General features: G+C 60.6%; 11 protein-coding genes. 6 read left to right on the top strand and 5 right to left on the bottom strand.

All coding sequences use genetic code 11. The features are described from left to right. From DUGA2_RS30275 to DUGA2_RS30265, 4 genes are all read left to right on the top strand, one after another. The coding region (locus DUGA2_RS30275; RefSeq protein ID WP_286162331.1) for a calcium-binding protein at positions 1–2,756 on the top strand (2,756 nt) is incomplete at its 5' end. A gap of 236 nt (positions 2,757–2,992) precedes the next feature. Further along, complete coding sequence (locus DUGA2_RS35050; protein WP_373994862.1) at positions 2,993–3,196, top strand: Arm DNA-binding domain-containing protein; 204 nt, start codon at positions 2,993–2,995, stop codon at positions 3,194–3,196. A 124-nt stretch (positions 3,197–3,320) separates the two neighbouring features. Continuing rightward, positions 3,321–3,938 (top strand): YdeI family protein, encoded by a 618-nt coding sequence (locus DUGA2_RS30270; protein ID WP_070273042.1) that lies wholly within the window; start codon positions 3,321–3,323, stop codon positions 3,936–3,938. A 461-nt stretch (positions 3,939–4,399) separates the two neighbouring features. Next, on the top strand, positions 4,400–4,774 hold the full coding sequence (locus DUGA2_RS30265; protein ID WP_070273041.1) for a YajD family HNH nuclease: 375 nt from the start codon (positions 4,400–4,402) through the stop codon (positions 4,772–4,774). A gap of 269 nt (positions 4,775–5,043) precedes the next feature. Here the strand turns inward: DUGA2_RS30265 and DUGA2_RS30260 are convergent, their stop codons facing one another. The 3 genes from DUGA2_RS30260 to DUGA2_RS30250 form a co-directional block, all read right to left on the bottom strand. Beyond that, positions 5,044–5,553, bottom strand: a complete 510-nt coding sequence (locus DUGA2_RS30260) for a DUF4142 domain-containing protein (protein ID WP_070273040.1) — start codon at positions 5,551–5,553, stop codon at positions 5,044–5,046. Between the two features lie 229 nt (positions 5,554–5,782). Continuing rightward, positions 5,783–6,511 carry an ABC transporter substrate-binding protein gene (locus DUGA2_RS30255; RefSeq protein ID WP_229214809.1) on the bottom strand — a complete coding sequence of 243 codons (729 nt, stop codon included), beginning with the start codon at positions 6,509–6,511 and terminating at the stop codon, positions 5,783–5,785. A gap of 273 nt (positions 6,512–6,784) precedes the next feature. Beyond that, positions 6,785–8,833 (bottom strand): M13 family metallopeptidase, encoded by a 2,049-nt coding sequence (locus DUGA2_RS30250; protein ID WP_070273045.1) that lies wholly within the window; start codon positions 8,831–8,833, stop codon positions 6,785–6,787. A gap of 257 nt (positions 8,834–9,090) precedes the next feature. On the opposite strand from DUGA2_RS30250, the gene DUGA2_RS34675 reads away from it, so the two are divergent. Continuing rightward, complete coding sequence (locus DUGA2_RS34675) at positions 9,091–9,678, top strand: PEP-CTERM sorting domain-containing protein (protein ID WP_083296542.1); 588 nt, start codon at positions 9,091–9,093, stop codon at positions 9,676–9,678. Between the two features lie 49 nt (positions 9,679–9,727). Here DUGA2_RS34675 and DUGA2_RS30240 read toward each other — a convergent pair whose 3' ends face one another. Continuing rightward, on the bottom strand, positions 9,728–10,195 hold the full coding sequence (locus tag DUGA2_RS30240; RefSeq protein ID WP_008447788.1) for an Lrp/AsnC family transcriptional regulator: 468 nt from the start codon (positions 10,193–10,195) through the stop codon (positions 9,728–9,730). A gap of 117 nt (positions 10,196–10,312) precedes the next feature. Between DUGA2_RS30240 and DUGA2_RS30235 the strand changes: the two genes are divergently transcribed. After that, on the top strand, positions 10,313–13,846 hold the full coding sequence (locus DUGA2_RS30235) for an indolepyruvate ferredoxin oxidoreductase family protein (protein ID WP_070273037.1): 3,534 nt from the start codon (positions 10,313–10,315) through the stop codon (positions 13,844–13,846). Here DUGA2_RS30235 and torT read toward each other — a convergent pair whose 3' ends face one another. Then, complete coding sequence (gene torT / locus DUGA2_RS30230) at positions 13,847–15,001, bottom strand: TMAO reductase system periplasmic protein TorT (RefSeq protein ID WP_229214808.1); 1,155 nt, start codon at positions 14,999–15,001, stop codon at positions 13,847–13,849. It abuts the gene before it with no gap. Between the last annotated feature and the right edge of the window lie 71 nt (positions 15,002–15,072).

Below are 15,072 nucleotides of genomic sequence, written 5' to 3'. Positions count from 1 at the left end.
TTTACTCCTACTTTGGGCAGACCATTGTTGAGGGGGGCGCAGGCAATGACGTCCTTCAGGTGAGCGACGCAAATGCTGACGCCGGCGGAAAGGTGACGCTGAACGGCGGCACGGGCGACGACATCATCAATTCGGGCAGGGAAGAGGACACCTATCTGTTCAGTCGGGGCGACGGGCGCGATACGATCACGGCCAACCGGGGTTATGTGGACAAGGACAAACTGGTGTTCGGTGCGGGCATCACCCAGGACCAGCTGTCGGCGCGGCGCGTCGGCGACGATCTGGTGCTCGGCATCGCCGATCCGGCCCATCAGGCGACGGACCAGATCACGTTCAAACGTTGGTTCAGCGGCGATAGTTCGAAGCTGGATCAGCTGGAGTTTGCCGACGGCGGCACGATGACGGGCGCGCAGCTGACGGCGATGGGCAACGTGATCGCCGGTACGGAGGGCAACGATATGATCGACGTCCCGTACGGCGCGAGCGGAGTGGATGGGCTAGGAGGGGATGACACGATCACTGCCTACACTTACACATGGGACCCGGTCAAACTGCGGGGTGGCGACGGCAACGACAAGATCACTTACTCCTACTTTGGGCAGACCACTGTTGAGGGGGGCGCAGGCAATGACGTCCTGCAGGCGAGCGATATGAATGCTAGCGGAGGTGCGAAGGTGGTGCTTAACGGCGGCACGGGCGATGACAGCATCTACTCTGGAAGGGAAGAGGACACTTACCTGTTCAGCCGGGGCGACGGTCGCGATACGATAACGGCCAACCGGGGGAGCGCGGACAAGGATAAGCTGGTGTTCGGTGCGGGCATCACCCAGGACCAGCTGTCGGCGCGGCGCGTCGGCGACGATCTGGTGCTCGGCATCGCCGATCCGGCCCATCAGGCGACGGACCAGATCACGTTCAAACGTTGGTTCAGCGGCGATAGTTCGAAGCTGGATCAGCTGGAGTTTGCCGACGGCGGCACGATGACGGGCGCGCAGCTGACGGCGCTGGGCAACGTGATCGCCGGAACGGAGGGCAACGATACGATCAACGCACCCTACGGTGTAGGCGGAGTGGATGGCCTGGGCGGGGACGACACGATCGCCGCCTATGAGGGCATGCCTGACCCGGTCAAACTGCGGGGCGGCGACGGCAACGACAAGATTACTTTCTCTTACTACGGCCAGACCACTGCTGAAGGTGGCGCCGGCAACGACGTCCTGCAGGTGAGCAATCCAAATGCCGACGCCGGCGGGAAGGCGACGCTCAACGGCGGCACAGGCGACGATACCATTACTTCAGGTCAAGAAGAGGATACCTATCTGTTCAACCTGGGCGATGGCCGTGACACGATTACTTCGAACCGCGGCTCTCGGGACAAGGACAAGCTGGTGTTCGGCGCGGGGATCACCCTAGACCAGCTATCGGCGCGGCGCGTCGGTGACGACCTTGTGCTTGGCATCGCCGATCCGGCCCATCAGGCAACGGACCAGATCACATTCAAGCGATGGTTCAGCGGCGATAGTTCGAAACTAGACCAAGTGGTGTTCGCCGACGGTGGCACGATGACCGGCGTGCAGTTGACCTCTCTCGGGAATGTGATTTTGGGAACCTCTGGCAACGACCTGTTGAGCGTCCCGGTTGGCGTATTCGGAATCGATGGGCTTGAAGGTAATGACAATCTAGCCGGAGGCCAAGGCGATGATAGCCTATTTGGTAATCTCGGCGACGATGTGTTGGTCGGCAACGCCGGCAATGATACTTTAGATGGTGGACAAGGTATCGATAGCATGACGGGTAGCTCAGGCGACGACATCTATATTGTTGATAACGTAGGCGATCGTGTGAATGAGGTTGCAGGTGATGGATCTGATGTTATCAGAACTTCGGTTACATATTCACTGCCAGAAAATGTTGAAATTCTAGTGTCGCAAGGTTTGAATACAATTGATGGGATAGGTAATAAAGAAAATAATTTAATAATTGGCAACGCTGCCGCAAATCTGATCCGGGGGGCGGAAGGCAACGATATTTTGCAAGGCGGCGGAGGTGCCGACAATCTTCAGGACAATTCCGGAAATAACTTACTTGATGGGGGGGCTGGAGATGATGTTATCAGTGGTGGTGATGGAAACGAATTATTCATTGGTGGCGTAGGCAATGACGCGATTGCGACCTCCGGTGGTGCGGATGTCATCGCATTTAATCGAGGCGATGGCCAAGATGTAATCGCAGGTAGTAGCGGATCGGATAATGTAATTTCGTTGGGCAAAGGGATTGTTTTTGCGGATCTCTTATTTTCTAAAAAAGAGAATGATCTTGTGCTATCAGTAGGGGCCTCGGAAAGCATGACATTGAGGGACTGGTATCTTGGTGCAGATAGTCATAGCATTAAGACACTGCAGATGTTAATCGAAGGCGGTGACTATGATACTTCGTCAGCAGACCCTTTAAAAACCAAGAAAATACAACAATTTGACTTTGATGGTTTAGCGAAAGAGTTTGATACGGCTCGTTCGAACGAACCTGGACTGAATAGCTGGGCTCTTTCGAGTTCGTTGTTGAATTTTTATTTGGCGGGGAGCGACACAACGGCGATCGGGGGAGACTTGGCGTACCAGTACGGTCGAAGCGGTGCGCTTACCGGCATCTCGATAGCGCCCGCACAAGCAGTACTGGCCGCAGGGCAATTTGGCAACACGCCGCAAACGTTGAGATCTGCCGGGCAGCTTCAGGATGCGACATTCAAGCTAATATAGGAAAGTAAGCCTGTTAAGTTAGCGGAACTTCGGAAAATTGCGTTCTGGTTAATGCCAAACCTTCCCGGGCGGCGAGTTGCGCTCGGGGAGCATCCCGCCTTATTGGTCATAGCGTGAGGACGACCGGTTGCTGGAGGGCGACTGATCCGTTGGCAATGTAACGAGGCAGATTAGATTGGACTTTACGCAGAATTTACGCATCTGCGTTCTAACCTATTGAATATATGTGATGTTCGATTCCGGCTCGGAGCACCATTACCTCATCCGCAGACGTCCACGCACGTCACGGTTTTTCTCCTTCTCATAGGAGAAAATTCAAATCTGAGTCCGATCCCCGTCGTACCTATAAGCTCTTCGATGGTGGCGGGCTCTACCTTGAAGTCATCCCATCCGGTTCAAAATTGTGGCGCATGAAGTTTCGTCAGGCTAGGACGAGATAGATTTACCGTGATAATTTGCGGTTTTTTCATATGGACAAGCTGTTATGCTGCCCCGTAGATTAAGTCCTGTCAGGACCTGACGGCCAGATCCGGCAGCCTGACTAAAAAATATCGGAGTGATTCAATGGCAGAAGATGCTGAAATGATGCTGTTCCCATCCCAAGGAGCGTTTGCGCATTGGCTTGCGGCCCATCACGACGGCTCTGACGGGGTGTGGCTGCAGCACTCGAAAAAGGGAGCCCCGGTCCCTAGCGTAAGCTATCAAGAGGCATTGGAAGTTGCGCTGTGCTTCGGCTGGATTGACGGTCAGAAGCGTTCGCTCGACGCCCATCACTATTTGCAGCGCTGGACACCGCGTCGCCCGCGCAATCTATGGTCCAAGGTCAATCGCGAGAAGGTGCTTAGGTATATTGAGGAGGGTAAGATGCAGCCGAGCGGCCTGGCTGAAATCGAGCGAGCGAAAAAAGATGATCGATGGGATGCGGCATACGAATCGGCCAGCATGGCGCGCGTGCCACCCGAACTTCAAGCTGCATTCGCCGACCACCCCGGGGCAGCCGAATTTTTCGCTACTCTCAATTCGCAGAACCGCTATGCAGTGTTGTTCCGGGTGCAGACAGCAATAAAGCCTGAGACTAAACTACGCAAGGCACAGGAGTATGCAGCCATGCTGGCTCGGCATGAGACGCTTCAACCGGTCATGGCAAAGAAGCGGAGCAAGGCCACCGAGAACGCGACATAAGCGTAAGGGGGCGACTCATCGCGATGACGAACTCAAGCGGCCAAGTGCAGGCATTGTTGAGGTAAGCAGGGCGTTGACGGCCATTTTCCACAGCGGTATTCTTAGTAAAATATATTTAATTAATTAACATGCAGATTGCAGCGATTATTGGTTTGGCAGGTACGGTAACATGCGCAGGTCTCTTCATTAAACAAAAGAACTGGGTGCTCGCTACCGCTTTTGTTTTTTCTACGGTGTATCTGATACTGGATAAGATAATTCATATTCCGCTGGTGCCATATTTTTTGGTTCCATGGTTTGCTTACTTGTTTTTTGCTCTTGTGGCGTATGAGATTTTTCGAACGGTTGTCCTCAAATAGGTTCATGTCGGACAGGAGCAGAGCAAAGGCCTGTGACAGGCCGCCAAGGGCCGAGCCGGCCGACCTGCTAGCCAACATGAAACAGCAAGGGAAGGAATAAGCATGACCGTTGGGAAAAAACCGGACGCCGCGCGGTTGGACAAAATTGTGGCTGACGCACGGCGCGCGGCTGACCAGCGCGAGCTGGGCTATCGCGAGCGCTCGCTGAAAATGTATCCGTGGGTGTGTGGGCGCTGCATGCGCGAATTCACGCATACCAATGTGTCGCAGCTTACAGTGCACCATCGCGACCACAATCACGACAACAATCCGCCTGATGGCAGCAACTGGGAATTGCTGTGCCTTTACTGTCACGATAACGAACACTCGCGTTATCTTGAGGCCGACCGGGGACATGGCCTGAAATCGGCCGAGGTTGCGCCGGCCACGCATAATCCGTTTGCCTCATTGGCCGGTCTTATGAAAAAGAGAGAATAAAACTTGGATGGTGCCGATGGCGTGATAGGTACAATCGGCTGCCAAGCGCCGACAGGCTAGCGATTAACACGGCGCTTTGAAATGCAGTGAAAATTCATGGTAGCGCAGTCCCCAAGCTGGATCGGTGCATAGACGTCGACATTTCCGCGACGCCGTTTTCGAATAATGAGTGGGGTATAGTCGTAGATTACCCGTCACTATTCACCCGCCTTTGATGAGCCGCCCGCCAGGTGCGCGGGCTTTTTATTGCCGGACCGGCGCCGCCGCGGTTATTTCAACTCGGCGTCCAACTTCTTGGCCATTTCGCCATGGTGGGCGACCACGGGTTCGAGTTTGGTAACGAGCGCTTTGACGTCGGCATCCTTGGCCTTGGCGATATCATCTTTGAGCGCCGAATGGACCTTGTTGTGATCCGCCACGCCAGCCTTGGCGACATACTGTTTATCGAATTCTGCGCCCGACAATTTTTTGAGATCGGCCGCCAGCTTTTTATGGGCGGCGTCCGTCTCGGTGGGCAGCGTTAAGTTCTTGGCCGCAGCCACTTTCCTGGTCTCGTCCAAACCCTTGCCATGATCGTCGATCATCGTCTGAGCGAATTGCTTCACGGCGGCATTGCTACTTTTTTCCAGCGCCATCTTTCCGGCGTCTACTTCGGCAATATTGGCTTGGGCAATGGCAGTCAGGCGGTCGGCGTCGGCCTTTGCCAGCGTTTGTGCGGAGGCGCTGTGCATCGCAGCGAGTCCGAGGGTGATCGTGGTCAGGATATGGATAGGTTTCATTGGAGTCTCCAAAGTCGGTAAAGATGGTTGCGCTGTTTGGGCTTGAACCTGCGGGCCCCATTGATTGTGGAGGCGACCGTCCAGGTGGCACTGTGCGGAATCGAACCGATAACTCTATAAACGAAGTTGTTTCGCGGATTCGTTAGCGGCGCAGATCATCTGGCTGTCCATAAGCGCTAGGACCCAGCACGGAGAACTCGCGAGGGTAGAGGGTGTCTCGCTTGCCGAACTAGCGATACTTGGCCAAAATCCCGCTCAGCACGCCGGCGTTCAGCAAATGCGTTTGTGCATTGATCAAATCCCGCAGCGTCACGCTGCTGTATTTGGGGCGGGCGCAATACATGGAAAAGCGGCTGACCACTACCGGGGTGAGCCGCAGCTTTTTAAGCTTGGGATCGATCTTCTGTTGATACTCGAAGTCCAAGGTGCGCATGACCGTGAAATCGGTCCGGCCGGCGACTTGCTTGAGCAACGAGGACATTTCGTTGCTCGCATCGTCCCGCTTGGCGCGGCCGTCGGCGAACAATGGGTCCAGGCTACGGTAGCTATAGCCGAGCACGGTCCCGATGCGCGCTCCGGATAGCTCATCCATGGTTTCCACCGGCTTGCCGTTCAACGGGCCGATCAGGCGTTCCTCGACATCGAAGAACGGGGCCGGCCAGTCATATAGCTCGACCTGTTCGCTGGTGAGCCAGTCAGGGCTGATGAAGCAGCGCAAATCCACCAATTTTTGCGCCACCGCCATATCCTGGCGCTTGCGCGGCAACAGCACGTAGACGGGTGTCCGCCCCAACTCCTTGGCCAGCGCATCTTGCCAATCCTTGGTGATGCCGGCGGCCAATCTCAATCGCGCGTCCGCTCCCCGCTCCACCAAGCCAAACGGCATGGTGCGGTTCTCCAGCATGAGAAACCGGACCGGCTGCGCCGCACGCGCGGACAGTATTGCTACGGCGAACAAGCAGAAGACGCCGACAAGAAATTTACATCCACGCATTGAGAGTCTGCTCGCCGTTTGAGGTATTTGCCGAAGCAGACATTATCAACGTCAGCCGCTGTTTGCTAGTAGCGATATGCGGAAGCTGTGCCGCAAACGCCACATTTATTGCGCTGTCCACGGGCAAGTATGGTCGAATTCGCCGCGTAGCCGTGATAGGCGGCAGGTCTGGTGCAGGCGTAAAAAAAACCGCGAATCTCCGAGGAGAACGCGGTTTTTTCATTTTGGACTATCCGTTTACCACATGATCACGCGCTGCTCTGGCGGCAGATACATCGGATCGCCCGGCTTGATGTCGAACGCCTGGTAGAAGCCCGGCTGGTTCATCACCGTACCCTTTGCGCGGAACTCTCCCGGCGAATGCGGGTCGCTCTTGATCTGGGCGATCGCCGCTTCAGGGCGCAGCTTCGCGCGCCACTTCATGGCAAAGCCGATATACAAGCGCTGCTCGCCGGTCAGGCCGTCAAGCACCGGCGACGGCTTGCCGCCCAGCGAACGCTGATACGCCTGGTAGGTGATCGACAAACCGGAGTTGTCGCCGATGTTTTCACCCAGCGTCAGCTCGCCGTTGATGAAGTAGCCTGGCACCGGGCTGTAGGCGCCGTATTGCTTCACCAGGCCGTTGGCGCGCGCCTTGAAGGCGGCGCGGTCTTCGGCGGTCCACCAATTGCGCAGGCGGCCCTTGGCGTCGTACTGGCTGCCGGAGTCGTCGAAGGCGTGGCTGATCTCATGGCCGAAGGTGATGCCCAGCAGGCCGTAGTTGACCGCATCTTCAGCCTTCACGTTGAAGAACGGCGGCTGCAGGATCGCGGCCGGAATCGTGATCGCGTTCAGCGCCGGGCTGTAGCTGGCGTTGACGGTTTGCGGCGTCATCGACCATTCGTCGCGGTCCACGGTCTTGCCCAGCTTTTCCAGATTGCGCTGGCGGCTCCACACGCGCGCTGCGCGCACGTTGGCGATCAGGTCGGTCGGCTGGGTTTTCATGGCGCTGTAGTCGCGCCATTTTTCCGGGTAGGCGATGTTTGGTTTCAAGGCCGCCAGCTTGAGCTGGGCTTCCTTCTTGGTCTCCGGTCCCATCCAGTCAAGCTTCTCGATGCCGTCCTTGAACGAGGCGACGAAGTTGTTGAACATGGCCATCACGCGCGGCTTGGTCTCAGGCGGCAGATACATCTGCACGTACAGCTTGCCAACGGCATCGCCCAGCGCGCCGTCGGTGAAGCGCAGCGCCAGTTGCCACTGCGGTTCGCTTTGCGGGACGCCGCGCAGCACCGTGCCTTCGAAAGCGAAGCGTTCCTTGACGGCTGCGCTGTCCAGATAGGATGCGTAGCTTTCGATGATGCGCCAGGTGAAGTAGCTCTTCCATGCCTCCAGCGGGATGTTGGCCACGGTCTCGGAGAAGCCGCCGAGGAAGCTCGGCTGGCGCACCACGGCCGACGATGCCTTGGGCGCGAGGCCGGCGGCGGCGAAGTAAGCCTTCCAGTCAAAGGCCGGCGCCAGCGTGGCGAATTTGTCGAAGTCGACGCGGTTGTACGATTTGACCGGGTCGCGCATCTGCACGCGGGTCCATTGTGCACCGGCCAGGCGGGTTTCGATGTCGAGGATCTGGGCGGCGTGGGCGGCGGCGTCCTTGTCGCCGCTCATGGCCAGCATGGTTTCGATGTGCTGCTGGTACTTGGTGCGCACGGCCTTGAGCTTGGCGTCGTCGTCCTTCAGATAGTAGTCGCGGTCGGGCAGACCCAGTCCGGACTGGCTGACGTTGACGGTGTAGTGCTCGGGATCCTGCGCATCGGCGGCGACGCCGGCCGAGAACGGGGTCTGGATGCCGTTGCGTTGCAGGTAGGCGAACAGCGCTGGCAAGTCTTTCTTGTCCTTGACTGCGGCCACGTGCGCCAGGTCGGCCTGCAGCGGCTTGAAGCCGGCGGCCTCGCGCGCTTTCTCGTTCATGAAGCTGGTGTACAGGTCGGCGATCTTGTGCGCGTCGCTGCCTGGCTTGCCTGGATTCTTCAGCGTCGCGTCGATCAGGGCGCGCAGCTGGCCTTGCGCGGTTTCGCGCAATTCGATGTAGGTGCCCCAGGTCGACTTGTCGGCCGGGATTTCGGTGTTGCGGGTCCAGACGCCGTTGACGTAGCCGTAGAAATCATCCTGCGGACGCACCGCCGTATCCAGGGTTTTCAGGTCGATGCCGGAGACTGGCGCGGCGGCGTTGCCGGCCTGCTGGGCGTGCAGCGAGGGCGCGGAAAGGAGGAGCAGGGCGCAGCAGGCGGCGCTGATAAGCGAACGATTCACGAAGATTCCTTTAATGTTGAAATGCATGCGGAGGCCGGGCATGCGACTCCGGATTATACCCGTCAGACAGTATTGGTAAAGATGATTAAAAAACCATAAATCATTGATAATCAAGCTGTTTTGGCATGTACGCCACAGCCGTGTCCGCTACCGATTGTGATAACTTCAACTGCGTGTTATTGTTGACTGGTTGTGTTTTCAAAATAACAATTACGTTTCAATATTGTCAATAAACCAAATTACTTAACGGGGATATCATGACGGTGAAAACTGCATTGAAAGCTGGTGTATTGGTCGGTTTGCTGGGTCTGGCGCTGCAAGCGCAGGCAGCCACGATCCTGATGAATTTTGACGGCGTCACCTCCAACTACGAGGTCGCCCAGTTCTACAACGGGGGCACCGATGGCGCTGGCGCGTCCGGCGTGAACTACGGCGTCAGCTATCACGATATCGCTGCGACCAACGGCGCATTCGGCCAGACCTCGCTGCCCAACCTGGCCTATAACAGCGGGGCGTTTGCCGTGGCCGACGTGGCGGCGGGCTTCACCAGCCTGTCGTTTACCTCAGGAGCGTTCAGCACCGCCTATATGGATGTGTATTCCGACCTGGGCGGCAACGGAACCTTGCTCGGCTCGGTACAACTGGGTAGCGATCCGTTTGTCTTCTCGTCCGCCTCGGTGACATTCAGCGGCATCGCCAAATCCTTCGTATTGCGCGGCGGCGTGGGCCAGGCGGGCATCGACGATGTGCAGATCACCACCGTGCCCGAGCCTGAAACCTACGGCATGCTGCTGGCCGGTCTGGCCCTCGTGGGCGTGGCGGCGCGCCGCAAGCAACGCGCCTGAGTTCCGGCGCTCCGCTTCCAGGAACCGCCTCCGGGCGGTTTTTTTTCGCCTACAGCGGCAGCGCCGTTTCGTACTTGACCTCGCGCAGCGCCACGCTGGTGTTGACCTGCGATACGCCGTTCAGCTTGACCAGCACGTTGTGCAAGAAGTCGTGGTAGGCGTCCATATCGGCCACGATGACCTTGACCATGTAATCCGAACTTCCCGTGGTTTCGTAGCATTCCACCACTTCCGGCCGCAGCCGCATCGCTTCCTCGAACTGTTCGACCACGCCTTCCGCATGCCGCAGCAGCGAGATGTGCAGCAGGCAGACCACCGCCAGTCCCAGCTTGCGCCGGTCCACCAGCGCCGTGTAGCGGACGATGTAGCCGCTGTCTTCCAGTTCCTTCTGCCGACGCCAGCACGGGCTGGCCGACATGCCGATCTTTTCCGCCAGCTCGTTCGATGAAATCCTGCCGTTTTTTTGCAGCTCGGCAAGGATTTTGACCGACGCCGGGTCGATAGAAATGTTTTTCATTTATTTGCTCGTTTTGAGAAAGATTTTCGCCATTCTAGCGCTGGAAATCGATGAGATAGAAATAATTTTTCGCCCGGAGCGGCATATCCTTCCTCATCAAAAAACTATAACGAGACTATGAACACCATGACCATCCCGGCGCCGTTCCTGGCCGATCCGCACTACGCGCTCGACGACAACCTGACCCGCGCCGAAGGCCGCGTTTTCCTGACCGGCACCCAGGCGCTGGTGCGCCTGCTGTGCATGCAGAAGATTTGCGACGAAGCCCTGCAGCTCAATACCGGCGGCTTTGTCAGCGGCTATCGCGGCTCGCCGCTGGGCGCCGTGGACCAGGAACTGTGGCGCGCCAAGGATCTGTTGCAACGCCACCACGTCGAGTTTCTGCCGGCGATTAACGAGGAACTGGGCGCGACCGCCGTGATGGGCTCGCAGCAGGTCGAGGCCGATCCCACGCGCAAGGTCGATGGCGTGTTCGCCATGTGGTACGGCAAGGGGCCGGGCGTGGACCGCGCCGGCGACGCGCTCAAGCACGGCCACGTGTACGGCTCGTCGCCGCACGGCGGCGTGCTGGTGATACTGGGCGACGACCACGGTTGCGTGTCGTCGTCGATGCCGCACCAGAGCGAGCAGGCGCTGATCGCCTGGGGCATGCCGGTGATTAATCCGGCCAACATCCAGGAGTACCTGGAGTTCGGCCTGTACGGCTGGGCCATGTCGCGCTACTCCGGCGCGTGGAGCGGCTTCAAGGCCATCTCGGAAACGGTGGAGGGCGGCGCCGTGGTCGAGCTGCCGCCGCTGCCGCGCTACGTCGAGCCGACCGACTACGTGGCGCCGCCGGACGGCCTGCACAACCGCTGGCCCGACTTGCCCGGCCTGGCGCTGGAGGTGCGCGTGGCCGCCAAGCTGGAGGCGGTGCAGGCCTTCGCCCGCGCCAATTCGATCGACCGCATGGTGGTGCGCGCGCCGCAGGCCACCATCGGCATCATCAGCGCCGGCAAGGCCTACCTCGATCTGATCGAAGCGCTGGAGCGCATGGCGCTGCCGATCGAACGACTGGAGCAGCTGGGCGTGCGGCTGTACAAGCCGGGCCTGACCTATCCGCTGGAACGCACCCGCCTGGCGGCATTCGCCGAAGGCCTGACGGAGATCCTGGTGGTGGAGGAGAAGGGCGCCGTCATCGAACAGCAGGTCAAGAATCTGTTCTACAACCTGCCGCAGGCGCAGCGTCCCATCGTCGTCGGCAAGGAAGACCGCGATGGCCATGCGCTGCTGTCGGCGCTGGGCGAGCTGCGGCCTTCGCGCATCGCGCCGGCGCTGGTGCGCTGGCTGGCGCCCGTGTTCCCGCAGCTGGACCTGGCGCGCATGCTGCCCGACTTCTGCGCGGCCGAGCTGCTGTCAAATGGCGCGGACAGCGTCAAGCGCACGCCGTATTTCTGCTCCGGCTGTCCGCACAACACCTCCACCCGCGTGCCGGAAGGCAGCCGCGCGCTGGCCGGCATCGGCTGCCACTTCATGGCGACCTGGATGAAGCGCGATACCAACTACCTGGCGCAGATGGGCGGCGAGGGCATCAGCTGGGTGGGCTCCTCGCGCTTCGTCGGCGAGAAGCACGTGTTCCAGAATCTGGGCGACGGCACCTTCTACCATTCGGGATCGCTGGCGATACGGCAGGCGATCGCGGCGCGCACCAACATCACCTACAAGATCCTCTACAACGACGCGGTGGCAATGACCGGCGGCCAGCCGGTGGACGGCAGCCTGTCGGTGCCGCAGATCGTGCAGCAGGTATGCAGCGAGGGCGCGAAGAAGGTGGTGGTGGTGACGGATGCGCCGGAAAACTACCAGGGCGTGGCGCTGCCGGAAGGCGTGACCGTGCACCACCGCAGCGAGCTCGATGCGATGCAGCGCATGCTGCGCGAGATCGCCGGCGTGACGGTGCTGGTGTACGACCAGACCTGCGCGGCCGAGAAGCGCCGCCGCCGCAAGAAGAACAAGCCGGACAAGGTGGTCTTCCCCGACCCTGCGCGGCGCATGGTGGTCAACCCGGCCGTATGCGAAGGCTGCGGCGATTGCGGCGTGCAGTCGAATTGCCTGTCCATCCTGCCGCTGGAGACGGAGCTGGGGCGCAAGCGCCAGATCGAGCAATCGTCCTGCAACAAGGACTACTCCTGCGTCGAAGGCTTCTGCCCTAGCTTTGTCTCGGTGCTGGGCGGCTCGCTGCGCAAGCCTGCAAGCGTGCAGCTGTCGCTGGCCGATCTGGAGCGGGCGCTGGCCGCGTATCCAACGCCGCCGCACCACGCGCTGGCCAAGCCGTTCGAGATTCTGGTGGCCGGCGTCGGCGGCACCGGCATCGTCACGGTCGGCGCGCTGATCACGATGGCGGCCCACCTGGAAGGCAAGGGCGCGTCGACGCTGGATTTCATGGGCTTTGCGCAGAAGGGCGGCGCGGTGCTGTCGCATGTGCGGGTGGCGTCGTCGCCGTCGCGCCTGAACCAGGTGCGCATCGATCTGCGCCAGGCCGACGCGGTGTTCGCCTGCGACCTGGTGGTGGCGGCCATGCCGGACAGCCTGTCCGTCATGCGCGAAGGTCACACCAAGGTCGTGGCCAACGAGCGCGAGATCCCGACCGCCGAATTCACCCGCGAGCGCGACGCCTCGATCAACAAGGCCGGCTTGCTGGAGAAGCTGGCCGCCTCCGCCGGCGCGGCCAATGTGCTGCAGCTCGACGCGCAGGAAACCGCTGCGCGCTTCCTCGGCGATCCTATCGGCGGCAACATCCTGCTGATGGGCTACGCGTGGCAACTGGGCCTGGTGCCGGTGGGCCTGGAGGCGCTGATGCGGGCGATAGAACTGAACGCCGTCGCCGTCGACATGAACAAGCGCGCCTTCATGCTGGGCCGCCTGGCCGCTGCCGACAGCGCGGCGCTGAACCGCCTGGCGCAACCGGCGCAGCAGGTGATCCAGTTCGCCGCGCCGAAGTCGCTGGCCGCGATGGTGGCCTTCCGCGTCGACTGGCTCACCAGCTACCAGAACGCCGCCTACGCGCGCCAGTACGCCGAGGCGGTGGCCGCAGTCGAACAGCGCGAGCTGGCGCTGGAAGGCAGCGGCTCGCGCCGGCAGCTCAGCAAGGCGGTGGCGCGCAATCTGTTCAAGGTCATGGCCTACAAGGACGAGTACGAGGTGGCCCGGCTGCATGCCGATCCGGCCTTCCGGGCGCAGATCGCCGCGCAGTTCGACGGCGACTACAAGCTGGCCTTCCACATGGCGCCGCCGCTGCTGGCGCGCCGCAAGCCCGGCTCCGATGTACCGGCCAAGATGACCTTCGGCGCCTGGATGATGCCGGCCTTCGGCGCGCTGGCGCGCTTCAAGGGCTTGCGCGGCACGGTGCTCGACGTCTTCGGGTACACGCAGGAGCGCAAGCGCGAGCGCGCGCTGCGCGACCGCTACCTGGCCTTTGCCCGCGAAGTGGCGGCCGGCGCGTGGGCCGACAACAAGGAGGCTGCGTTGAAGCTGGCGCAGTTGCCGGACCAGGTGCGCGGCTATGGCCACGTGAAGCTGGCGGCGCTGGACAAGGCGGATGCGGAATGGGCTGCGCTGACGGCCCGCCACCGCGCCGCGCCGGTGGTGGAGCTGAAGCGCCGCCAGGCCTGATCAGTTCTTGGCCGGGTCGTAGGACAGCACGACTTTGTAGCCTTCCGGCGCAATCGACGTGTCGAAGGGGTAGGTGGCAAAGTTCTGCTGGTCGACCAGTCCCAGCTTGATCAGGATGGTGTGCGGCAGCTCCTTGCCGCGCCCTTCGAGCAGGTTGACGGCGGCGTTGATCGCCACCCGCGCCTGGCTCACGCCCTTGGTGTCGGCGGCGGCGTAGATGTCGCCGCTGCGTATCATGCGGGCGATTTCATCGGTCAGGTCGTAGGCGACCACGCGGAGCTTGCGATTCAAGCCGGCGTCCTTCACCGGCTGCACCGCCGCCGGCGCGCAGCCGGTGCAGCCGATCAGGTAATCGAGCTTGGCGCCGTGCCTGGCCAGCATCTGCGTGGCCAATTGCGTCTGCACCTTGCGGTCGCTGTCGCCGTAGCGGATGTCGATGATGTTGACCGCGATCTGCGCTTCCTGGGCGGCGATGCGGGTGCCGTCCACTTCTCCCTTGACCCATCCCGCGCCCATGGGGCCGGGCAGTAGCGCGATGTTGACCGATTTCAGGCCGCGCTGCTGGGCGTCGTGCACCACCCAGCGGGTCGCTTCCGTGCCCATGCTGCGCAGCGAGGTCGTCACCTTGATGGACAGGTCGTCGCTGCGGCTGTCGTTGGCCAGTTCGAACACCGGTATGCCGGCGGCACGCGCCTTGGCGATGGATGCGTTATTGGCCGTCATGCCGATCGGCGAGATGACGATGGCGTCGTATTTGGCGGCGATGGCGGCGTCCATCTGGCGCAGCTGGCCTTTCAGGTCGTCGTAGCCGGTGGCCGGCAGGATGTCGACGGCCACGCCCAGCCGGCGCGCTTCGCTGATCACGCCGTAACTACAGCCGGCCCAGTAAGGGTCTTTCAAATGGGGGAACAGGAAGGCGATCCGCCAATGTTTGCCGGCCTTGGCGGCCATCGCATAGGTGCCCGGCACCACGCGGCCGCTGGCCAGCGCGTCGTCGGCCGAGCCCTTGGCTTGCAGCGGGCGGAAAATCGAGTCCACCGCAATTGGCGCGAACTTGGCGGTGGACGCAGGCGCAGGTGGTGCGGCCAGCGCCGGCAAGATGCACAGGCCGAGCGCGCCGATGCAGGCGTAGTTTCGTAAACGGCGAGTGGGCATGCGGTGGTTTTCTTCCATATCGGCGGACAGGACTTGTTTAGTACAATTCTAACCGCATCGGCACGCTACGG

Origin of the sequence: Duganella sp. HH101, assembly GCF_001758795.1 — a bacterium.
Taxonomy (GTDB): domain Bacteria; phylum Pseudomonadota; class Gammaproteobacteria; order Burkholderiales; family Burkholderiaceae_D; genus Rugamonas; species Rugamonas rivuli.
Note: the sequence above shows the minus strand (reverse complement) of the source record. Positions and strands in the feature narration are given on the sequence as shown.

Bases quoted from the DNA above. Each gene is read 5' to 3' on its own strand.
- DUGA2_RS30270 (WP_070273042.1), top strand. From the start codon at position 3,321: ATGGCAGAAGATGCTGAAATGATGCTGTTCCCATCCCAAGGAGCGTTT.
- DUGA2_RS30265 (WP_070273041.1), top strand. From the start codon at position 4,400: ATGACCGTTGGGAAAAAACCGGACGCCGCGCGGTTGGACAAAATTGTG.
- DUGA2_RS30260 (WP_070273040.1), bottom strand. From the start codon at position 5,553: ATGAAACCTATCCATATCCTGACCACGATCACCCTCGGACTCGCTGCG.
- DUGA2_RS34675 (WP_083296542.1), top strand. From the start codon at position 9,091: ATGACGGTGAAAACTGCATTGAAAGCTGGTGTATTGGTCGGTTTGCTG.
- DUGA2_RS30240 (WP_008447788.1), bottom strand. From the start codon at position 10,195: ATGAAAAACATTTCTATCGACCCGGCGTCGGTCAAAATCCTTGCCGAG.
- DUGA2_RS30235 (WP_070273037.1), top strand. From the start codon at position 10,313: ATGAACACCATGACCATCCCGGCGCCGTTCCTGGCCGATCCGCACTAC.
- torT (WP_229214808.1), bottom strand. From the start codon at position 15,001: ATGCCCACTCGCCGTTTACGAAACTACGCCTGCATCGGCGCGCTCGGC.